Consider the following 22,902-nt stretch of genomic DNA (forward strand, 5'->3'; position numbering starts at 1 on the left):
TTAAAAAGCACACAGGAATAATACACTCATGAACCTCAATCAGGTCACATTGCCTGTCGATGATATGGTCGCAGCTTGTCAATTCTATCGAGCGCTAGGGTTTAGTCAAATAGTGGATACGCCCCATTATGCTCGCTTTGAGTGCCCTGAGGGCAACGCCACTTTCTCTCTGTCGTTGGCTACACCACCAATTCACAATGGGGCCGTGATTTACTTTGAGCACGAGCAGTTGGATGAGTGGGTTACTGAACTTCAAGGCAAAGGAATCTTGTTTGAACAAACGCCAATGGATCAACCTTACCTGTGGCGTGAAGCCGTGTTGCTAGACCCAGCAGGAAACAAAATTAAACTTTATTGGGCTGGAAATAACCGCCACAACCCGCCTTGGCGCGTTGAGCTTTAATATGTCGTTTTCATACTCCCATTAATTTGAAGCGATAATAGTCAAATACCTGTGTATCAGCCAAATTGGGTACTAGTAACATCAATCACTATTGTCTATCGTAACGAGTGCTTAAACGCTTCTTAGCCTCAAATAGCTTACTACCAACAAGGACTAGATGAGTTAACTATATTGGTGTGTGTAATATTAGCCGTTCATTTTGTGTTAATTTTTTATTTACAAAACGGTGCGGTTTGTGTAACTTTTATAGTGACTAGAATCACAGAGCAAACACTGTTATTGGTCTAGTTGTAACATTCTCCCAATTTGCCGCTGCCAGATAAATGGATGTGCTGTTGCGGCAAATTATTTCACGCTTATTTTCAACTCACTCATTTCTAGGTAACGTGCGATGAATCTGCTCTCTGAATTGCCCAAAAACTTGGATAAAGAAGTATTTGAAACCCTATTAACCCACACCAACGTAAGAATTGAACGCATTGTTTCTGATGGCCATACTTCCCCCCGTGAAGGGTATTATGATCAAGATGAAAATGAGTGGGTATTAGTGTTACAAGGCTGTGGCGAAATAACCTTTGACGATGGTAAAAAAGTCAGGTTGCATGCTGGAGACTGCATTAATATTCCCGCGCATCACAAACATAAGGTAAGCTATACCGACACCAAGGGGCCTACCGTTTGGCTTGCCATCTTTTACTGACACCTTAAATATAACTAAAGTCACCAACAAAGACTTGTTGGTCGTTGGAAACTTGAGTAAACCACTCCTTTAAGCTCTCGATTGCAGCTGTAGTTTTAGCAGCCACCGTGTCTCGGTGTGGCGTCACAGCATAGACGCTGTATTTTCCTAATGACCAATTTACGCATAGACGTTTTAACCTTCCTGAAGACAAGTGATGCCTGATCTCTGGCTCTGGCAATATACCGTAACCAATACCATCTAAGGTAAGCTGAATACAAGCCTGCATATTATTGACCATAAAGCGGGCAGTAGGCAACGTGGCTTTTTCATGAGTTTGCTGGTGGCTCAAGTTATATGGGGATTGCTTGTGGCTTGAGTGGCCTATTAAAGGATGTGGCGCTAAGCTGTCAGGGTGTTCAATATGTAACTTTGCCATCGGGTGATGGCAGCTTACACAAGGAATAAGCTGCCAATCGGCAAGGTGGCGGGCAATAAGATTTGAGTCCTGTAAAGGGCCTATACAGATGGCTAAATCAACACCTTCCGTAATAATATCGATGGGCTCGTCGGTGAGGAGTAAGTCAACTTTTATTTGTGGAAACTGCTCACTCAAGTAACGCAACGGCTTACTGAGTAGCCCACCACCAAAGCCAATAGGGGCTGAAATCTTCAAGATACCTGAAGGTGTGTGTTGCAATAGTTCAAGCTCATGTTCGGCCTGCTTCGCGGTTTGCAGTATTTGTATTGCAGACTTGTAATAGATAGAACCTGCTTCGGTTAACGTGAGGCTGCGGGTATTACGGTTAAACAGGCCAAGCCCAATGTCTTGCTCTAACTTACTGATCTGCTGGCTCACGGCCGATGTTGTCATATGTAATAACTCAGCAGCTTTACTCATACTACCGGCTTCTACTGTTTTGGCGAACACGCTAAGTCCGCGCGTCAATTTCTGATTCATTGTTAAGACCTGCTAAAAATACCTTTAAGAAAAACCGCATTGCTCCAAAATACGCAATCATCATACCATTACAAATGAAAATAATTGTTATTTATCTTGTATTCTATCATGGAGGTTTCTTGATGTTGATGGCCTGTCGTAGTTTGGCGCCACTCTCTTTAGCTGTTGCCGCAGCTCTGCCTTTTTCTTCATTTGCTCAAGTCGATGGAAATGATGCAAAAAAGAAAACAAATGAAGAGGTCGAAGTCATTGTTGTATCTGCTTCTGGTTTTGAGCAGTTACTTAAAAATGCGCCTGCATCGGTCAGCGTTATCGACCAAGAAGCACTGCAGCAACGCTTCTACCGCGATTTGACGGATGCGATGACAGATGTTCCCGGTGTTGTAGTAACAGGAGGCGGAGACAGGGAAGATATTAGCCTTCGTGGTATGGGTAGTCAGTACACGCTTATCTTAGTCGATGGGCAAAGACAAAGTTCGCGTGAAACTCGGCCAAATAGTGACGGCCCAGGCGTCGAAGGGGCATGGACTCCTCCTGTTGCTGCGATTAAACGTATCGAAGTGGTACGCGGCCCAATGTCTTCACTCTACGGCTCTGATGCCATTGGTGGTGTAATTAACATCATTACCAAAAAAGCGCCTGACGAGTGGCACGGTGAAGTGAGAGTGGACGCAACGACTCAAGAAAATAGCAAGTCTGGTGATATTTACCAAGCTAACTTTTTTACCGCAGGTTCGCTGATTAAAGATACATTGGGCATACAGATTTACGGTCAAACCACGCATCGTGATGAAGACCAGATTGTTTCTGGTTTCAGAGGTCGTGAGGCCAATACATTAAAAGTCAAACTGGCTTATACGCCTTCAGAGGCTCACGAATGGCTACTGGACTACGGCATAGCCTCACAAACTTTAGATTCAACTTTGGGAAAAACCGTGGCAGCGCTGGCCCCAGGTGAAAAGTGTGGTCGTCGCGGTTGCCCTGAGTCGACAACAACCGAATACGATAGTGAGTCAATTTCTTTGACGCACAATGGTTATTGGTCTTTTGGTAGTTCGCGTAGTTATCTAAAGCACGAAGAGTTTGATAACAAAGCCCGTGATATGACAGTTAAAAACTTGGATTTCCAGTCGCTTTGGACTTTACCGTTAGGTGATGCTCATAACAGCTCCATTGGCGTAGCTTACCTAAATGAAGATTTAACGGATAAAACCAGCAACCGTATTAGCGATCTGCAACAAGTGGATAACGACCAGTGGTCAGTGTTTGCCGAAGATGAATGGCGTATTGTTGAGCCTTTTGCGTTGACAATGGGTCTACGTTACGACAAAGACGGTAATTTTGGTGGCCATGTTAGTCCACGTTTGTATGGTGTGTTTACTGCCTCTGATACGGTAACCGTTAAAGGAGGTGTCTCAACTGGCTTTAGAGCACCTAATTTGCGTCAAAGTACTGCGGCTTGGGGACAAATAAGCCGTGGTGGCAATATCTACGGTAACCCAGAATTAAATCCTGAAACGTCGCTAAACTATGAGCTTGGTTTATACGTTGAGCTCGCCAAAGGTATCAACACATCAGCAACGGTATTCTACAACGAGTTTGACGATAAAATCTCGCGAGTATCTTGCCCTCTGAGCAAGTGTACAGACGGCCCGAACCAGTTTGGCTCATTACCAACAACTTATGTCAATGTTGATGAGGCGGTAACCCAAGGTGGTGAGATCAGTTTCTCTGGTCAATTAACAGAAAAGCTAAAGCTTAGTGCCAACTATACCTACACAGATTCAGAACAAAAAACAGGCGCATATGCTGGCAACCCACTTAATCAACTCCCTAAGCATTTGTTCCAAACATCGCTTAACTACCAGCACTCTGATGAGTTAAGTACTTGGTTACGCTTCCACTATCGTGGTGAAGAGAGCCAGCCTGTGACTGGGCCTTCGAGAAGAAGTTTGGTGGCACCTTCATATAACCTGACTGACTTTGGCGCAAATTACCAGCTTAATGAGGCTATTAAACTTGGCTTTGGCGTTTACAACCTCTTCGACGAAGAAATTACGCTAGAGGAATATGGCTACATTGAAGATGGCCGTCGCTATTGGGCTTCTCTGGGCTGGAGTTTTTAATGACGCGATCACGCGTTAGTAGTAAGTCGTCGAATCGGCGACTTAAGAAGCTCTTTGATTGGCGCACTTGGCATTGGATGAGCTCTGCTGTTTGTTTAGTGGGTATGTTGTTATTTGCGGTGACTGGGATCACGTTGAACCATGCCAGCCAAATAGAAGCGACGCCAACGACTTACTCAAAAGAAGCAGTGTTACCGGCAGCTTTGCTTACTCAGCTTAATGCGGCTGCCGAGCGAACTGAGCTGCCACATAGCTTTCAGTCTTGGTATCAATCACATACAGGTAACTCCTTGCCTCCATTGCAACAAGTGCAGTGGAGCGAATATGAGTTGTATGTCGCTTTGCCAAGAGCTGGTGGCGATGGCTGGTTTAGTATCGCTCTTGATAGCGGTGAGTTTTATCAAGAGATCACGGATCGTGGTTGGATATCTTATCTCAACGATCTTCACAAAGGACGCAATACAGGGTTTGCATGGCGTATGTTTATTGATGTTTTTTCAGTTGCTTGTGTAGTGTTTTCACTCACAGGCTTATGGCTTTTATACAAGCACTCTCGAGGTCGTAAGTCGACTTGGCCGCTGGTTGCTGCTGGGTTTGTTTTACCTGTTTTAGTGTTAATGGTGCCTGCTCATGCAAAAGCCGATGAGCTAGAGATCACTATCCCAAGATTAAAAGTGGCCGAGTATCACCCTCCCTACGTTGCGGTGTGGTTGGCTGACGCTAAGCAGCAGCGCGTTGCTGACATTGCGGTGTGGTACGACGTCAATATGGCCGATAAAGAAGGTGAAAAGTGGCTAAAAGATTTACGCCTTTGGTGGCGCAGAAGTGGCCGCAGTTTGTCGATGCCAATCGATGGCGTAACCGGCGCAACCAGACGTCCTGGAACAGCAAAGATTGATTTAACCCCTTGGCAAGATGAGTTCAAAGCGTTACCTGCCGGTGAGTATACGCTATTTGTCGAGGCTGCGCGCGAGCTTGGCGGCAGAGAAGTACTAAAGTTACCAGTGACATTACCTATTAAAGCACCAGTCACTGTGATTGCAGAGGGTAAGTCTGAGCTTGCCACAACAATATTAACAATGGAGCCTTAATCGTGAAAATTTCTACTTTAGTTTCTGGTGTATTAATCGCCTTAGCAGCATATAGCCCCCTGAGTGAAGCGCATCGAGTTTGGATCAAGCCCAGTGCTACAGTTGTATCTGGTGATAGCGAATGGATCACCTTTGATGCTGCCATTGCTAATGGGATCTTTAACCCAGATCACTATGCTTACCCATTGGCGCGTTTATCTGCGGTATCCCCAACGGGAGCTGATGTTGAGCTGCAGCATGCTGCAAAGCTGAAGTATCGTAGTGTTTTCGATATTGAGCTGAACCAGCAAGGTACTTATAAAGTGTTTAATCAAAGCCGTTCGCTGGTAGCGCGTTGGACTGATGAAAACGGTGAAAAGCACTATTGGCCGGGACGCGGAAAGATTGGCTCAGTAGAAGCCTTTAACAAAGAAGTACCAAAAACTGCAAAAAACTTGAGCGTTACTGATGTCGCAAGAAGGTTAGAGGTGTTTGTTACTTTAGGCGCACCGAATAAAACAGCGCTGAAGCCGACTGGTAAAGGGCTCGAACTGAACCCGATCTCTCATCCGAATGATTTATACACAGGCGAGCCAATCACACTGCAATACACTATGGATGGCGAACCTGCTGAAGGGGCGGAAGTGATTGTGGTACGTCAAGATGAAAAATATCGTGATAACAGCCAACCAAGTAAATTTACGACCAATGCCAAAGGTGAAGTGACCTTAACATTAGCTGAGCCAGGTATGTATTGGTTTGAAGTGGAATATCAAGATAACAAAGCGCAAGCACCTGCAACGAAACGTGCTGGCAGCTATGTTACTACCCTCGAGGTACTTCCGCTTTAATATCTTTTTGTAGCTTGAAGCACATCACTGTTTCAAGTTCTCGAATTTAGTGGTCATAACAGAGACGCCACTAAGTGCCAAAGGGGGAGGCGTTCCTTCCTCCCCCTTTCTTCCTGCCAATTCACTCTAGTAATCGTAATGCTTTTATATTGTTGAGTTGAGCACAGAAAAAGGCATTGTGACTGACCAACATAAACCCGCTTGGAAGTTGGTTGAGCAGTGTAGCAAGTTCTTGCTGTGTCTCAAGGTCGAGGTGATTATCAGGTTCATCAAGCAACAAAAAACCTTGAAGTTGTATCGCGATGACGATCGCGGCTTTCATCTTCTCCCCACCACTAAGTTGCGCAATAGGTAATGTTACTTGCGACGCGCGGATCCCAATGCTTGCAAAACTAGTCATGATCTCATTTTTTGGCTTATGCAATAAACGCTCAGCTATCTCTATTAGCGTATCGTTTGGGTTGAACCAAGAGCAATGTTGGTCTAGGTAAATACAGGTTGAGGGACGTTGAATATTGCCTTGTTGCAAACTCAGTTTTCCTGCGATAGTTTTTAACAGTGTGGATTTTCCAGCCCCATTTTTACCTATCACTCTGATTCTTTGGGTGGTATCGGTAGACAGATTCAGCGGCTGTGGTTGAGCAAATGCCAATATAGCGTCACATAAAGTGATCTTCTCTTTATTTAGGTTTGAAGGCGTAAAGTGAAATTGGCACTTTTCTTCTTTGTAATACACCGAATTTTGTTTCGTATTTTCTTGCGCCTGTAGTAGTTTTTTAGCTTGGTTAGCAAGCCTTCTTGCGCCCCTATCAGACTTAAAATCGGCCACGAGTTTACTCTGGCTTCCGCTTCTCACTTGGGCTTTACCTTTACTTTCTTGCCTTTGGTGCTGCATATTTGCGCTAACTAAAGCCTGCTTTAGCGCCTTTTGTTCAGCTCGATTAATAAGGTGTTGTTGTTTCTGTTGAGCTTGCTGTTGGGCTAGTACTTCTCTAAACGCATCGAAACCTAGAGAATGATGGCTAAGCTCTGTACGCTTTAAATGCACGATATGATCGGCCGCTTCGAGTAACACGGGATCATGAGTGACAACAACGGCCCCCGGATGGTGTGCTTTAAGTTGTTTTGCTAACCAGAGTCGATTGTGATGATCCATGTGATTACTTGGTTCATCCACCAGCAAAATAGCTGGCTGAGATAATAATACTTGTAGGTAAGCACGCATTCTTTCACCAGGACTCTGCGCTGTAAAGGGGGTTGCCAGTGTTAAGCTCAGTGGTGATAGCTGAGCTTGCCATCTTGACTCTAGTAGCCAGTCATCGTCAATTAATACAAAGTCAGCCTCTGAGGCTACACCTTGTTGTGCTCGGTACAGAGCCGCAAGCTTTTCACTCAGGCCGAGCATTTCTGCAATCGTTTTAAACCGACTTCCTGCATCTTGTGGTAAATAAAAAAGTGGGCCTTGAGCGTGGCGCTCTCCCGTCGTCAGTGGCTGTGTTCCTGATAGTGCTTTTAGTAAATGCGATTTACCTGCGCCATTAGGGCCGGTAATAGCGATAAACTGTTGTTCTATGGTTAAGTCAACCCCTGAAAACAAGGGCTGACCATTGGCAAGTGTCAAGCCGGCATGTGTTAACTGTATTCTAGGCATAAACTAATGCTCCTAGTTGCAGCAGTGCAAAGGGCTAAAAACTCGCAAAAAAGCAATGAGAAACGAGAGTCTGTAAACAGAGCTGAGTAGCATTACAGATAACCATAAGCCTTGCACTGGAAATTAAAAATAAATTCGTCAGTTACAAAGGGCTTAGTTATTCATTGTAATGGCAACTCCTAATGAGGAAATAATACAAATAGAGGCAAAAAATTAGAGGCAAATAATGCCTACACGTATTTTGCAGGCACGAGATTAAATGTCAAGGTACTAAATTGATTAAGTTACAACTGCACCGGCATAAATGGTTTGACTAATGCACCAACCACAAGAGCGAGAAATACGCTGACAAGCGTGCCTAGCATCACGTATTCGGTGAGCTTTCTGTCTTGGCTTTGGGTCAAATCTCCAAAGCGAAATACCGATTTAGCGGCGAGAATAAAGCCTATAGCGGCCCAACTGTCTAATAATACGCAGCTCAACAGGAGTACACGTTCAAGCTGTCCAATTAAGCTCCCTGCTTGCGGTAGGCTATCAAGGGATGAATTATTGAGTTGCCAACGCTCAAGCAACATACTGGTAAATATCGATGCGGGGTGCAATATCACTAAATAGCCCACTATCAAGATTAATAGCTGAATATTAGTAAACGGTTTTACAAATACACTAAGTGCAATATCTGGTTCTGCAATTTGCCAAGTGACAGCTGCCAATATCGCAATGTGTGCACATTGGTCTAGCACAAAGGGAATAACACCTTTGTTAGAATAGGATTTAGCTAGGTCGATACAATAGTGGCTAATACCTACCGCTAGCGCAAAGACTAGTGCACTCCACTGCGCTCCCCAAAACAAAGTCGACTGCCAAAGCAAGATGATTGCAAGTGCAACACCACCGTGCGCTGCACTATGCCATAATAACTTGATGGACTTGTAGTGATGGGTGTTTCTGTCATGCACCCAACTCATAGGTTGAAGATAAAAGTCAGTAATTGTGTGGCCTATAACTAACCACAATAACAATACTTGCCATTCGTTCATAAAGTCCACCTCATTGTAATTTAAGCGTTGAGCATTCAACTATTAGTGAGAGCGTGCAATTGCTAAAAATTGGTCCAATAAAGCATAGTGTGCGCTATTGAGTAATTTAGTCACATTCACCCGGCTGGTGTTGAGTTGCTTTGCGATATCGGCATGGCTCAACTTAGGGTGTGAAATATGAATAAATGCGGCCTCGGCTTGTTTTTGGGTTAAGTTCGAAAGTAATAAATCCACGAATGCAAGGTTTAGCGTAAAATGGGCGTTGCTGTCATTGTTATACCTGAGCCTAGATTGTCCTATTGAGTCTAACCCACGGCCCGCAAGTACCAACGCAGCGCCTGTTGCAGTTGATAAGTCCGCTGCTGTGATATTGACTTCCCCGATTGCGAGACTAAGTCGGGCATCGCTATGCCGGCTAATTAAAAACAACCGTAGCCGTAACGCCACATTGAACAGTTTCGTGGCGTTTGGCAACACAAGTTGAAAGCCATCGCCTCGGTAAAAACTATAATAGCCCTGCTCTGCAAGCGCTATTTCAGCTAAGTAGTCTTTTAACTCGCTTTGTAGCCTTGTAAGTTGTAATTGTGACAGTGATTGGGAGCCGACAATGTCTGCTGTGATCACCGCACCTTGAGAGATTGATGTCATAAAGGTAACTTAATTTGGTTACATATTAGTAAGTAACTAATATTGGTTACATCAATTTTGGTATGAAGCTGGATAAAAAGCAAGCAGCCAATGAGGCTTGTTTTTCGTGAGACTATTTTACCAAAGTGAACGCATAAATGGAGGCAGATAACGCCCCCATTTATGTGAGAAATAAACGTTTATTAACAGTTCTAAGGCTTACTGGTTTTGAAATGTAAGCTACTCATTTTATTTATTTTTACTTTTTTAATTTCTGACCCGTAGTTGTGGATAGCACAGAGTCCACTTGATTACTGACTACTCTCATAAATGGACTTTAACCAATTGATGCTGCGTATTACGGTTTCTGGAAAAGCAGTTTGATGTGTGCCATCGGGCATTGTCTTATGAACTGATAAGCCGTTACTTTGCGTGCTGTTTAGATAGTCAATAAATGCATCGATCTGCGGTGCGCGTTTATGTTCTTCTGTACCAACAGAGATAAATACTTTGCCTTTTAGTGATTGTTTGGAGTTGGGGAGTGCTTTTAACGCATCTAGTTGCCTGACAGATGGACTGCCTAACATATAGTTGTCAAAAGTATCTGGCTGGGTGAGCAATATATAGGCGCCAAATAATCCACCTAGAGAATAGCCAAAGTAACTGCGACTATTGGGTTTTACCGAATAGTTGTTTTCCACATACTGAATAACTTGCTTGCGAATAAAAGCCGCGTGGGTATTGGCTTGGCCAAATTGGTACTTTTGCTGATGTTCACCGTTTTTTGATTCAGTAAAAGAGTAATCGGCGTAGCGGCTAACAAAAGGTCCTTCTTCGAGAAGCAGTGTAGGGTCTATATTTTTCTGCCAAGAGATACCAACGAGAATCACTTCATCAAATAAAAAGAAGGTTGACGAAGACAGCGCTTCGATGTGCCATACGGCATCGGTAAAGTAGATCACTGGGTAACTTTTATCTTTTGAGTACTCCTCGGGCAGCTTGATATAGAGTTCATATTGACGGTCGGTAGTAGTATCTTTTAGTGGAACAATTTGTGTTCCGGGCATTGCATATTGCGGTAATTCATTTGCATTCAGTAAGCCACAAAATAAGAGTAACATCGGCATAAACAACAAACGTTTCATCACACTTTTCCTTCTTTCATGTTATTTTTAAAGCATTCAAGGACACTAATTTAACAGTGCGAGCCACAAAGGCATGACGTACATTTGATGTTATGCTGAATTTTGTCTTTGCATTAAAAAACTAAATTTATCAGCTGGTTATAGTGTTGAGTTCAAACTGATTCGGGGGTATTCTGATATAAATAACCTGGACTCGGCGTAACAACTTATGCTCTGGCAGCTGTTACCTCTTACTACTGCGTTAAATTTGCTGACGCACAAATTAAGAAATAACCTCTGTCTCGCGTGATATTGCGCTTTTGAGCTTAGGTATGTGAGTTGACTAACTCACTTCTTATCTTAGGTTCGGGTTAAATAATAAGAATCGGCGTTGTTAGCGCGTGCGCTAGGCACATTGGGGATTTATGGTAGAACAATATTGGGTTGGTGATTTTTTTGTAGACTTATCACGCAACCAAATTTCACACCAAGGTGAATGTCAAACACTTGCACCTAAGGCGCTAGCGGTACTCACTTGTTTGGCTCGTAACCAAGGTAAAGTGATGAGCCTTGATACTTTGCTCGATACAGTATGGCCAGATACCGTGGTCTCCCCTAATACTTTGCAGCGCAGTATTGCACAATTGAGAAAAGCGCTTGGGGATGATGGTAAGGTGCAAGGTTACATCCAAACGCACGCTAAAAAGGGTTATAGCCTAGAGTGTGAAGTACGTTGGGGCGAGCAAACGAACGAGCTTACAAGTACTGAGCCGCAACTTGAAGTGATGCCAGTCCCTGAGCTTGAAGTGCAACAAGATAAACACGTAAAGCAAGGTCAGAATAAAAAGAAAATCAGTTTTTATGTGTTTGTTTTACTTGCTGTAACTATGCTTATTGGTGCTGTTAGTTATCAACATTTTTCCATAAAAAAACCGTCCCCCCTGATTTTTGATAGCTTACGTTCATTGACTGCAACTGACGATAAAGAATTTGATGCAAGTTATTCTCCCGATGGTGAATACATTGTTTTTCACCGTTATTTAGACAAGTTTTGCGATAATAAAATATGGGCAAAAAAAGCAGATACGCAGCAAGAAATCTTACTTACGGAGAGCTGGGGAGCATATGGCAGACATAGTTTCTCAAAAGATGGTGAGCAGCTGCTGTTTTTGGCTACTGACGCTTGCAATGAGCCCGTTACTCAAAAGCGCTGCTATGACCTTGTAACACTCGATTTTACTAAAGCATTAAAACGTCCCCAGCAGCCAAAAGTTATTCTCCAGTGTAAAAACTCAGTGGTCGATAAGCCTATTTGGTTAAATGATGGCAATGTGGTGTTGAAGCAAAAACAAGACGAGCGCTGGAAGTTGATCAATTACTCCATTGAAGGTGACAGCAGTGTCGATCTTTATAGCGTAGAAGAGGGGACGTTGATTGATTATGCCTATTCTCCTCAAGATGACTTAATCGCGGTAAGCAGTATTCATGCCGATGGCCTGCATTATATCAATATGCTAAAACCCAATGGTGAGTTGATCTCTAGCCATCCGATCCAGCGGTCACCGGAAATTGCTAAATTTCGCGATATCTTCCCCAGTTTTGACCCACTCAACGAGCAATTGATTTTTAGTACCGGACGCCAGCTATTTAGTCTCACTTATGAAGGGCTAGTAAGCAAAATTCAGCTACCGTTTTCAGATCGAATGATGCAACCTGAATTTCGCCCTGATGGCAAAAGTGTACTGATGATCAAAGGGCCCTACGACGGTGATATCGTCAAATTACCACTGACACAGTTAGCACAAGGCGCTCAAGCATACACCAGCTTCGCGCGAACTAACCTGGGTGAAGATCAGGCTGTTTTTCAACCAGGCGGAGACTTAGTGGCATTTTGGTCGGAGCGCTCAGGCACTGAGCAAGTTTGGTTAAGCGATGGCAATAGCACACGACAACTGACGAACTTTCCATTAGATACCTTTATTCGCGGGATCCATTGGGCTGAAGACGGTCAGAGCATATTGGTTAGTGCCAGTGGTGTGCTGACGCAAATTGCTTTAGATGGCGGTTTGACGTCTTACCCTCAAGCCGAACCTGTTTTACGCTTATACCAATGGAATAGCACAAAGCGACGGGCGCTAACTCAGATTAGGGTTAAAGGTGTGATGAAATTAGCAGTTTATGATTTTGCTCATAAATCGTTTGAGATCCTAACACAACGCCCCGTGCTTTGGGCGCTTGAAAGCGAACGTGGCAAAATTGTGTATAAAGATCGACTTGATCAGTTTTGGCAAATAGGTGCCGTTGAACCGCAGCGGCTCACGGCATTAAACAATCAAGGTGGCAGAAGCAAATCTTTTGTGATGCGCGGCAACGTGGTGTATGGCATAAATGAAGATAATCAACTTTGGTCCTATGATTTAGACAAAACCTCATTTACTATACTTGGAGAAGTGCCTACCAGTGTTGACTATCTTACCGACATTAACGACAACAATGTGCTGTTGATAAATCGAATATCGGCCAAAAAAGAAGTGGTAGAACTTATGATTGCCAACCAGTAACTGAAATATAACAATGAGCAAACTAATGGAATATCAGCGTTTTAGACAAGAGCTAGGGCAATTGCTCGTACAATATAAAGGCTATGGTTTTGTACTCGCCTTTTTGCTAAACCTGAGTATTTGGCATATTGCATCTCAGCTTTTTGCTGATCCCTTTGTCTCTAACTTTTGGAATCAAGTATTTTTTTCTTTGCTCTTTTCTGCGGTTTTTTGTCTGCGTTCAGCGCGAAAAACCACTTGATTTTCTTCGCAAAAGAAAGGCACAACGCTCATGTGCCTTTTTACCGTAAGCACGGCTATAAACAATATTGTGAAATGATCTTATACACTTGGTTGATATTGTCGCCCGCTTTAAATTCTTTGCTAATTGGTGTTGGGTCTGAACCAATCCAAATTTTTAACTCTGCGTCGAGATCAAAGTGACCTGCGGATTCTTTGCTGTATTTTGTAATTTTGCCGTATGGAATGCTGAGCATTTCAACTTTGCTGCCTGTCATACCTTGCTTATCAATTAAGATTAAGCGTTTGTTGGTAAAAATAAATAGGTCGCGGATCACTTTATAAGCTTGTGCTACTTCCTCTCCCGATATTAGCGTGTCTTCGAGTAGCTTATCTACTTCACCACCATCTACTTCGCTCGCATTGCCAAGTAGCCCACTTAATAGTCCCATTGTTGTTCTCCAGTTAGTTTGCTTACCAAAACTAGCTTAGGAAACTAGGCTAGTTTTGCCAAATTAAATACTCGTAGAGCGACACTTAACTGATGTCTCTGATCAGGCAAATCTTGCCATCTCGAAAAGCAAACTCCGAGCGACCATTAAGAGAAATTGTTTGCCCTGCTTTCATGCCATTTGCTAAATCTTGCGCTAACTTTGCTTTATAAAGCACCTCAATAATAAATAAGTCATTATCGCGAGTTGCCTTTTGCAAAGACTGGTTGCGCTCAGAAAACAGCTTTGCAGATTGATTTGCTAACTCAGCAAACGCTAACTTAGTGGTGGTACGTGTTGTGACTTCACCATTGGCTAAATTCTCAAACACCACATCATCCGTGAGCTGCGCCAACATGCCCGGGATATCAAATTGATTGTAGGCTGAGAGGTAGTTTTTAACTAAAGTTTCCATTTTTCCTCCTTGGTGTAATGGATGCTAATAACGATTTAGGAATAACAACTTAGATCGGTCTGCTCAACTTCACAGACGCGTTGCACTACTTTTTGCTGCGCCATGTGTCGCATAAATCGACCTAAATGCTCATAGTTTTTTGGTGCATTGGTAAACCCGCTTGCCCAATGGGCGAGCATAAATAAATAATAGTCACAAACTGTCAGTTGCTCACCAACTAAATAGGTCTGCGTTGATAATTGTTTATCGATAAGTGTAAACATATTATCTAATCGCCGCTGCGCGGCTTGTGAAAGCGTTAAACACTCTTGCGCTTGCAGCTGGTACTTCTCAGGATAAAAATACACCATGAGCTCTGGCTGAACTGTGGTTGTTAAATAAAAAAGCCACTGATAAAAAGTGGCTCTTTGCGGTGTATTGGTTGCTGGAATAAGCAGCCCATCGGGATGCTTTTCGCAAAGGTGCAAGCAGATCGCGGCACTCTCGAAGATTACCTGCTCACCATCGACCAAGGTTGGAATGCGTCCTGTTGGGTTGAGTGCTAAATAGGTCGCAGACTTTTGTTGTTGTGTTTTTCTATCGACTAGGAGTAATTCTTTTTTTAGTTGTAAGTGCTCAAGCACGAGATGTGGTGCCCAACTGGCATTACGAGGGTAGTAAAATAACTGATACATCCTTTATGGTCCTTGGCGATATTATTCAGCGTAGGCATGTGTTTCTCAGCAATACTTATTTTTACCAGAGATCACGCCAATCTATCATACATAACGTTTGCTCAATGTAAGGAAGATAATCTGTAGTGAGTTACCTGACCTACTACTTATTTTCTTGCCCAGAAAGCGTGTAGTTAAACTAGCTACATAATCACAATTTATTTTCGGTATGTAAACCGTTATTTGTTTCCGGAATTGGGATGGTTGAGCGCCTAGGCATCGCAATCTCCCCAGAATAAACTGTCATTTACCCTCAGAAGCTTATTTTAAATCAAAATTTACAACGCTGATTGTTGTTATCTTTTAATTAAGATTGCGATGTGGGCGGAGTGTATGCGAATTTGGAGTTTATTACTGTTGGCTATGCCAATCTTTAGTCTAGCTAATGAACCAATTTTGCCCCTGCAGCCAGTTAAACAGTTAGACGCTAAAAAAGTGGCGTTAGGTCGATCGTTGTTTTTTGATAAAAGACTCTCTCGAGGTGAACAAGTTAGTTGTGCCTCTTGTCATCATCTGCATAGTCATGGTGCAGATGTAAAGCCCCTTTCCAGCGGAGTAAATGGTGCGCTTGGTGAGCTAAAAACCCCCACTGTGTACAATGCGGTGTTTAACATTCGTCAAGCTTGGGACGGTCGGGCGCTATCGCTTTATGATCAAGTCGACGCGCCAATATTAAACCCAAAAGAGCATGATATGAGCTGGCCAGAGGTAGTGGCTAAGCTTAATCAAGATAAAGCTCTGGCTGCTAAATTTACCGCTATTTATGGGAAAGGTATTTCCAAACACACTATAAAAGCGGCAATTGCCACCTTTGAAAAGTCGCTGGTTACACTCAATGCTCCATTTGATTTATGGTTAAACGACAAGTCTATAACGCTGTCAGACAGTGCTAAGGCTGGTTATGAATTGTTTAAACGCTATGGTTGCATCAGTTGTCATCAAGGTCGCAATGTTGGTGGCAATATGTTTGCTAAAATGGGCACGTTTGGAGATTACTTCGCTGACCGAGACACACCAATCGCGCGTGCTGACTACGGCAGGTTTAATGTCACGGGTAACGAACAAGACCGCTTTGTATTCAAAGTACCGAGCTTACGTCTTGCGAGTAAACAAGCATACTTTTTCCATGATGGGAGCCACAACACGCTTGAGTCAGCCATCGCTACCATGGCTAAGTATCAACTTGGTCGCAATATCTCAGATACCGATATCAACAAGCTAGTTGCTTTTATCGATAGCCTAGCAGGACAACACCGAGAAATGGATTTGGATAACCACAATGAAGAATAAAGCCTTCATTGGTGTGCAGGCAATTTTGCTGTGTGCGCCTATTGCGCTGTTCGCGTATTTTTATTCCCAACAAGAAATCAATAGCCAAGCACACCAAGCGCGCGTTGCACTATTGATTGAGGCAAAAAGTGTTGATGCTAAGTTAGATGCTGCTGTGTTACAAATGCTCAGTGCGCAATTAAATCAATATGACGAGTTGGCAGAGCTCGCCCATGCCATTGATGCCCTAAACACGACTCAAAGAGAAGCGTTATTTGCACAGACCGCGCCCGAGATCCAGCAACAGTTTATTGCTTATCGGCAGTTATTAAGCGAAAAAGTACTGCAGGTTGAGTCTATTAAAACGGCGGCTGCGAGCATCAAAAATAGCTTGCTTTACCTCCCTGAGTTGGTCAAAGAACTCGAGCAAGCGGACCCTGAGCTAGCGCTCCAAACTAACAGAGCTTTAGCAAACTTAATGTTGGGTCAGCTATATGAATTTGCATTTCAGCCCATAGATAATCGTTCACCCATGAATGAACTCGAACAGCTTATCTATCAACATTTTAATGTGGCCGTCACCAACAGTGTTGAGTTGAAACAAGCAAAGCAGCGCTTTTTATCCTTACCGAGTAATCAAGCTTTTTCTGAGCTTTATGGTACATACAATCGTTACCATAGCCACACCATAGAACAAGCCAAACAACAGCATGAACTACTGCTGATACTCGCTATTGTACTATTTCTACTTCTGGTTATCTTTGCTAATCGCTTGTACGCCGCTAAAAATAAAATCTTGAGTACTAGCCAAACCTTGTCTGATGCTGTCGCGCGTTTAACCGAGGGTTTTGCGCTGTTTAGTCGCTCTGGTAATTTATTGTTGTGTAATAGCGCATGGCGGGAACATTTTGCGATCGAAAACCAAGAAGCTATGCCACGAAAACTAGAGCACTGGCAGCAGCAATTCGGAGAGGTATTTAACGCAGGCGCGAATTTACATCAAACAGATTCAGGTGCTTGGCTGCAAGTGAAACAAACCAAAACCCATAATGACGGTCAGGTTTTTGTCAGTGTTAATGTCTCCTTGTTTAAACAGGCCGAAGAAGAGCTAAGAAAATGGGGGCATGCTATTGAGCAGAGCCCCTCCTCTATTGTTATCACCGATCCAAGAGCGCGGATTGAGTATGTTAACCCCAAGTTTGAGCAAGTTACCGGTTATTCACTTGAGGAAATTAAAGGAAAAACACCTAAAGTACTGGGCTCAAAACATAACTTTACTGACTATAAAGCGTTGTGGCAGACCATTAATCAAGGTGAGGTGTGGCGAGGCGAATTTTTTAATCGTCGCAAGTCTGGTGATTATTATTGGGAGTACGCTTCTATTTCTCCTATCAAAAATCAGCAGGGAGAAATCATTAACTTTATTGCGATTAAAGAGGATATTACTGCACAAAAGAGCGCAAGTGCTCAGCTTAAGACGGCCGCTGCGGTATTTAATGCGACACAAGAAGGAATAATGACAACCAATGCTAAGCTTGAGATCACCGCAGTTAATCCCGCTTTTACCAAAATTACTGGATACGAAGAGCATGAGGTATTAGGACAACGGCCCACTATCTTGAGTTCAGGCAAGCATGATAAACACTTCTATGAACAAATGTGGAGCACTCTGAATAGTCAAGGCCAATGGGCGAGTGAAATCTGGAACAAACGCAAAGATGGCAGTTTATATCCCGAATGGCTGGCAATTAGCGTGGTACATGATGATAAAGGGTTGGTACAACAATATGTAGCCATTTTATCGGACATGACCGAGCGCAAAGCACAAGAAGAGCAAATCGAATATCAAGCTTACTACGATGTACTAACGGGGTTGCCAAATCGTACTTTATTGCTTGAACGCATTGAACAAGATATTAAACGCATGAGTCGCAGCCATCACCAAAGTGCGGTGTTGTTTATTGACTTAGATAGGTTCAAGCGTGTTAATGACACCATGGGGCATGAGGCTGGTGATGTTTTGTTGGTTTCTGTGGCACAACGCTTAAATGAACTATTGCGTAAAAGTGATACCCTGAGTCGGTTTGGTGGAGATGAGTTTGTCTTATTGTTGAGTCAAATTACCCACCCAGATCATGCGGCGCAAGTGGCCGATAAAATAGTCAAAGCGCTAAGTGAACCCTTTGTGATTAATGGCTTTGAAGTTTTCACTGGAGCCAGTATTGGGATCGCAATTTTACCCAGTGACGCAAAAGATCAAAAAGAATTATTGAGGCTTGCCGATCTGGCTATGTACAAAGCGAAGGAAGCTGGACGTAATCAGTACCACTTTTTTGCTCAAGAAATGCAACTACAGGTTAATCGTCGCGTTGAACTAGAACAGCATTTACGTGCTGCGCTTGAGCATAAACGGCTTACCGTCCACTACCAGCCTATCGTGGATATTGTGACGGGTAAGCTATATGGTGTAGAAGCGTTAATGCGCTGGCCTACAGATTTTGGTAAGTATATTTCTCCTGCTGAGTTTATTCCTGTCGCGGAAGAAAGCGGCTTAATTGCGCCTTTAGGTGAATGGCTACTGGGTCAAGCCTGTAGTGATATTCGCAGATTGAACAAAGCATTAGGAATGAACTGCTACTTGACGGTTAACGTGTCGAGTCAGCAATATCGACTCGGTTTTAATGCAACAACGATAAAAAAGATCATGCAGCAATCAGGCTTTCATCCGGAAAACTTGACTCTAGAAATCACCGAAAGCATTTTGCTTGAAGATGATAAAGCGGTCACCAGCTGGCTTCAAAGCCTAAGAGCGACGGGCGTTAACTTAGCTATCGACGACTTTGGTACTGGCTACTCTTCTTTGAGTTACCTTAAACGCTTCCCAATTAATATCTTAAAAATTGACCGAGGCTTTATTCAAGATATAGATCAAAGCCAAGATGCTGTGGTCTTGGTGAATGCGATTCTCTCAATGGCAGAAAGCTTATCACTCAAAGTTATCGCCGAAGGTGTAGAGCAACAAGGGCAGCTTGAGCGCCTACAAGGTCTTGGCTGCCAATACGTGCAAGGGTATTTTTATGCCAAACCCATGGCAATTGAAGGATTAATTGAGTGGGTTGAGCAGTTTGCCATTGTATCGGAGCGCGGATCTCACAAGTTGTGGTTGGATTAAGACGTAGTAAAGATGAGAGATTAGGTCTGCTCCATAAAGGTATCTATTACTTTTATAGCACCAGATTCATTCACCACAAACAAACTAGGCTGCGCGCATGGCGGAGCGGTTGCTTTTGCAGAGCGAGGGGTGAGACAACTAATCCCAATGTTCTCATTTGCTCGAGTGTCATTCCATAAGTGGCTCACTCATTGAGTCATATGTTTTGTAAGTTGGTCTGGTTGTCTCCCGAAGCTGCAATAATATCAATGCTAATTTCTATGCGTGTTGCCTAACGTTGTGGGTATCCGCTTTGTTGCGGTCACCTAGGAATTGACAGGGTTTTTGGCTACTCGCTGTACGTGGCTGACCCTTATAGAGGAAACCAGAGGCGCTTTCAGTTTAATCTAGTTACAATGATTTTAACCGACTAGCTTTTGTAACTGATTGTGGCACTGAATAAAAAACGTAATCAACTAACAACAATAGAGGTATGGCTGGGTATCTTGTTACTTGCGATGAGTTTTTGCACGCTAAGTAAGCAAGTAGTTACCTATCCTATAGAAAAGGCTATAAGCATAGTTCCCAATACCGTTTCAGTTGAACATGGGCTTTCCCAGAATTCAGTGACGGTTATGAAGCTCGACAGTTACTCGCGGTTATGGGTTGGCACACAAGAAGGGTTAAATTTATTTGATCTCAACGGTGTTGAGTTAGTCGGGCAAGCGCCTCACCTAACCCAGTTGAGTGGTCGTGTGATCCAAGGTTTAGCACAAGATCAGCGTGGGAATATGTGGGTTGCCACAAATCGAGGCTTAGATAAGATCAAGGTAAGTGATCTCAGCGTCGAAAATATCTTGCAAAAGTCAGATGCGGGCGCTGTTAGGCAGTTAGATTGTATGTCTGATGGCCGACTCGTTTACCTCAGTGACGGGGTGCTGTATCTCCTTGACCCTAATACGCATCAATCAACTAAACTTGCAGGGATCACTGGGCAAGCGGTTTACTTTTTTGCTTATAAAGATGTGCTGCTGGTACGTTTGCAAGATAGTATTATTGCTTATAACCCCAACACACAGCAGAGTCAGGCGTATCCATTACAGCCAGACGAAGCGAGGCTAGCGCTCTCTTTTAGCCGCACTCAAACTGGTGAGCTTTTGATGCTTACTGCACAAAACAAGTTGAAAGCTTGTAGCTTTACGCGTTGTCGTGAGGTAGTCGTACAGTATGGTGATAAACAACTTGAGTTTCGCCGAATACGGCATTTTGGTGATAAGTTTACCGCCATTACGAATATTGGTGTGGTTATCGGTAGTGCTGATTTTGACAATCTAACCTTAATCAATACGCCCTTCCCAGACATGCTTTACCCCACTTTTAGCCAGCGGGCAGGCATTGTACTGCGGCAAGATGGCGCGATACTCATCGGAAATTATCGCGGCGTGTTTGAGATACCAGCAAACTATCAATCAGTCTCTAGCTTTACCAGCGAGCAGTTTTTAGGTTCCGAAACGATATTTGCTACGGGCAAATTGGAGACCGCACAGGGAGAGCGACTCGTCATTGCTGGGGAAAGTACACTGTTTATTACTGCGGTAAATCGTCAGAAATTAACAGTTGAGCAGCAGTTTTCTATTCCACAAGGAATGAATGGACGTCACTTAATTGCCTTGAATGGGCGGACTTATTTGGCTTCAGATAACAAAGGCGTATTTGAAGTCACGATAGCAGGATTGGTTGAAGTCGATAATAGTAAATTGGCGCAATCGCTCGCTACTCCGCTGATCATAGATATGTATGCAATTGATCAGCACAATACACTGATCTTGCAAAATGCCACCTTAAGTAAGCAATCAACCCAAAGCGGGGTCGCTGAGGTCGTTTGGTCTGTAACCTTACCTACTTTTTCCAGTTACCGTTTGCTCTATAAATCGGGCTACTTATTTGTTGCTACATTAGACCGTGGCATTCTCTATCAGCAGGTTGAAGATGGTTTTGCTAAGCCTTCGCAATCTTGGCGATCATTACTTGAGCATGATATTGCGTTAGACCTATATGATGTTACACCAAGTCAGTTATTAGTGATGTCTGTAGAAAGTGGCGCTGTACTCGTTGAGAAGCGTGAGCAAAACTGGAAGATTGCAAAAACGTTACAGAGTGCTTCACACCCTCCCCTTACCACTTTGTGTGGCGCGCAAACGCAAACAGGAGAGTGGCTACTGACGACAAACAGTGGCATTCTTATTTATGACAATACACTTGAGCTAGATCGCTTTTTTACTAAGCTTGATGGTATCGGGGTGAGAGAGTATCAGCAATTTGGCTGTGGTCAGGTTGGTGAGTTTATTTATGCACAGGGGCATGGCGGGATCACCCTTATGCCAAAATCAAGCGCATCATTGCCTCATTCCGAAATAGCGCTAAACCTAGTGGGCGCTTGGCAAGATGAACAGATACTCCCTATCGATAATCAGAATATCGTTGCGGTTGCCCCTGATTTAGTCAAGTTAAAGTTTGCACTAGCCCCGCTGCCACTCGATGCCAGAGCACAGATCCAGTATCGTTTTGACAGCGAACGAAACTGGCAAACAGCAAGCTCGTCGACTCTGCTGTTTTCTCATCTCACTGAAGATAAATACATGCTGCAAGTGAGAGCGAAAAACTACAATGGCATGATGTCGTCCACTCGCCAGTTTGAGCTCCTGATTCTACCGCCGTGGTGGCGCAGCCCAGCAGCTTACTCTATTTATCTTAGTGCATTTCTTATCTTACTATGGGCCAGTTACCGCTATAGACTAAACAAACAGCAGGCTTATGCTCGCCAGTTAGAGCAACAGGTCGCCGAGCGGACACTCGAGTTACAACATAAACAACAAGAAGCATTGGCATTACACCAAGAAAAAGCTAGATTTATCAATGAGGCTAGCCATGATCTTAAGCATCTTTGCGGCCTTATCAAGCTAAATGTGAGTAATTTGGACTTACCGCTAGATGAACATTTTCAAGGGGTGACAAAAACGGCTATTCAAGGTGCAACGAGCCAACTTAGCCAGTTAGTCAACAATGTTGTTGAGATCTCACATTTAGATGCTGGAATGATATCACCACGACTAGAAGCGGTCAGTATTAATGCATTGTTTTTCTCGATTGAACAACAATTTATGATTAAATGCAGAGACAAACAGATCAGTATTGAAAGTCAGGTGGCAGGACCGCTGTTTTGTCATAGTGATGAGCACTTACTTTCTCGACTGCTCTTCAATTTAGTCGACAATGCAGTAAAAAGTTTGCGAGCCGGAGATGTCATTAAACTGCAAGCCAGCCATGATAGAGAGACATTAATCATTGCCATTGTTGACTCAGGTCCTGGGCTATCCCCTGATATCGTCAATAGTTTGCAAGCTGCATTGAGCGCAGAGTCTAAACGAGTGGTAGGAACTGGATTAGGGCTATCTATTGTTGTGGGTATTACTAGATTATTAAATATAGGTTTGGTCGTTGATAGTGGTTCGACTGGCACCAAATTTATATTGAAGTTTGAAGGATGAGAA

At 43.5% G+C, this 22,902-nt stretch carries 18 protein-coding genes; 10 read left to right on the forward strand and 8 right to left on the reverse strand.

All coding sequences use genetic code 11. The features are described 5' to 3' along the window. Window positions 1-28 precede the first annotated feature (28 nt). Window positions 29-403, forward strand: coding sequence for a VOC family protein (locus CEX98_RS13785; RefSeq protein WP_099642635.1), 375 nt, complete (start codon window positions 29-31; stop codon window positions 401-403). 391 nt (window positions 404-794) lie between these two features. Continuing rightward, window positions 795-1,103, forward strand: a complete 309-nt coding sequence (locus tag CEX98_RS13790; protein ID WP_099642636.1) for a cupin domain-containing protein — start codon at window positions 795-797, stop codon at window positions 1,101-1,103. 4 nt (window positions 1,104-1,107) lie between these two features. Here CEX98_RS13790 and CEX98_RS13795 read toward each other — a convergent pair whose 3' ends face one another. Further along, complete coding sequence (locus CEX98_RS13795; RefSeq protein ID WP_099642637.1) at window positions 1,108-2,043, reverse strand: LysR family transcriptional regulator; 936 nt, start codon at window positions 2,041-2,043, stop codon at window positions 1,108-1,110. A 122-nt stretch (window positions 2,044-2,165) separates the two neighbouring features. Here CEX98_RS13795 and CEX98_RS13800 point away from each other — a divergent pair, with 122 nt between their 5' ends. From CEX98_RS13800 to CEX98_RS13810, 3 genes are read left to right on the forward strand one after another with little or no spacing between them, the layout of a single operon-like run. Then, window positions 2,166-4,169 (forward strand): ligand-gated channel protein, encoded by a 2,004-nt coding sequence (locus CEX98_RS13800; protein ID WP_099642638.1) that lies wholly within the window; start codon window positions 2,166-2,168, stop codon window positions 4,167-4,169. Beyond that, window positions 4,169-5,260 carry a PepSY-associated TM helix domain-containing protein gene (locus tag CEX98_RS13805; RefSeq protein ID WP_099642639.1) on the forward strand — a complete coding sequence of 364 codons (1,092 nt, stop codon included), beginning with the start codon at window positions 4,169-4,171 and terminating at the stop codon, window positions 5,258-5,260. Before CEX98_RS13800 ends, CEX98_RS13805 begins: the two co-directional genes overlap by 1 nt. Before the next feature lie 2 nt (window positions 5,261-5,262). Beyond that, complete coding sequence (locus CEX98_RS13810; protein WP_099642640.1) at window positions 5,263-6,090, forward strand: DUF4198 domain-containing protein; 828 nt, start codon at window positions 5,263-5,265, stop codon at window positions 6,088-6,090. A gap of 121 nt (window positions 6,091-6,211) precedes the next feature. Here the strand turns inward: CEX98_RS13810 and CEX98_RS13815 are convergent, their stop codons facing one another. The 4 genes from CEX98_RS13815 to CEX98_RS13830 all read right to left on the reverse strand — a co-directional run bounded on the left by CEX98_RS13815 (window position 6,212) and on the right by CEX98_RS13830 (window position 10,553). Continuing rightward, window positions 6,212-7,741: an ATP-binding cassette domain-containing protein gene (locus CEX98_RS13815; protein ID WP_099642641.1), complete on the reverse strand. Its 1,530-nt coding sequence runs from the start codon at window positions 7,739-7,741 to the stop codon at window positions 6,212-6,214. A gap of 284 nt (window positions 7,742-8,025) precedes the next feature. Continuing rightward, on the reverse strand, window positions 8,026-8,781 hold the full coding sequence (locus CEX98_RS13820; RefSeq protein ID WP_099642642.1) for a DUF3307 domain-containing protein: 756 nt from the start codon (window positions 8,779-8,781) through the stop codon (window positions 8,026-8,028). Window positions 8,782-8,823: 42 nt separating this feature from the next. Further along, a complete protein-coding gene (locus CEX98_RS13825; protein ID WP_099642643.1) occupies window positions 8,824-9,429 on the reverse strand; it encodes a hypothetical protein in 606 nt (201 codons plus the stop codon). A 290-nt stretch (window positions 9,430-9,719) separates the two neighbouring features. Beyond that, window positions 9,720-10,553, reverse strand: a complete 834-nt coding sequence (locus CEX98_RS13830; protein WP_099642644.1) for an alpha/beta hydrolase — start codon at window positions 10,551-10,553, stop codon at window positions 9,720-9,722. A 404-nt stretch (window positions 10,554-10,957) separates the two neighbouring features. Between CEX98_RS13830 and CEX98_RS13835 the strand changes: the two genes are divergently transcribed. Then, window positions 10,958-13,093, forward strand: coding sequence for a winged helix-turn-helix domain-containing protein (locus tag CEX98_RS13835; RefSeq protein WP_099642645.1), 2,136 nt, complete (start codon window positions 10,958-10,960; stop codon window positions 13,091-13,093). 25 nt (window positions 13,094-13,118) lie between these two features. Then, window positions 13,119-13,334 carry a hypothetical protein gene (locus CEX98_RS13840; RefSeq protein ID WP_242441703.1) on the forward strand — a complete coding sequence of 72 codons (216 nt, stop codon included), beginning with the start codon at window positions 13,119-13,121 and terminating at the stop codon, window positions 13,332-13,334. 55 nt (window positions 13,335-13,389) lie between these two features. On the opposite strand, the gene CEX98_RS13845 is transcribed toward CEX98_RS13840, so the two are convergent. From CEX98_RS13845 to CEX98_RS13855, 3 genes are all read right to left on the reverse strand, one after another. Beyond that, window positions 13,390-13,764, reverse strand: coding sequence for a PH domain-containing protein (locus CEX98_RS13845; protein ID WP_099642647.1), 375 nt, complete (start codon window positions 13,762-13,764; stop codon window positions 13,390-13,392). An 85-nt stretch (window positions 13,765-13,849) separates the two neighbouring features. Next, window positions 13,850-14,218 (reverse strand): nuclear transport factor 2 family protein, encoded by a 369-nt coding sequence (locus CEX98_RS13850; protein ID WP_099642648.1) that lies wholly within the window; start codon window positions 14,216-14,218, stop codon window positions 13,850-13,852. Window positions 14,219-14,253: 35 nt separating this feature from the next. Then, entirely contained in the window at window positions 14,254-14,892 is a 639-nt protein-coding gene (locus CEX98_RS13855; protein WP_099642649.1) for a glutathione S-transferase family protein, read from the reverse strand. A gap of 372 nt (window positions 14,893-15,264) precedes the next feature. Here CEX98_RS13855 and CEX98_RS13860 point away from each other — a divergent pair, with 372 nt between their 5' ends. The 3 genes from CEX98_RS13860 to CEX98_RS13870 all read left to right on the forward strand — a co-directional run bounded on the left by CEX98_RS13860 (window position 15,265) and on the right by CEX98_RS13870 (window position 22,899). Then, window positions 15,265-16,221: a cytochrome-c peroxidase gene (locus CEX98_RS13860; RefSeq protein ID WP_099642650.1), complete on the forward strand. Its 957-nt coding sequence runs from the start codon at window positions 15,265-15,267 to the stop codon at window positions 16,219-16,221. Continuing rightward, entirely contained in the window at window positions 16,211-19,372 is a 3,162-nt protein-coding gene (locus tag CEX98_RS13865; protein ID WP_099642651.1) for an EAL domain-containing protein, read from the forward strand. The genes CEX98_RS13860 and CEX98_RS13865 overlap by 11 nt, the downstream gene beginning before the upstream one ends. A 428-nt stretch (window positions 19,373-19,800) precedes the next feature. Continuing rightward, window positions 19,801-22,899, forward strand: coding sequence for a sensor histidine kinase (locus tag CEX98_RS13870; RefSeq protein ID WP_099642652.1), 3,099 nt, complete (start codon window positions 19,801-19,803; stop codon window positions 22,897-22,899). Window positions 22,900-22,902 lie beyond the last annotated feature (3 nt).

The sequence above is a fragment of the Pseudoalteromonas piscicida genome (assembly GCF_002744175.1).
Classification (GTDB): domain Bacteria; phylum Pseudomonadota; class Gammaproteobacteria; order Enterobacterales; family Alteromonadaceae; genus Pseudoalteromonas; species Pseudoalteromonas piscicida_B.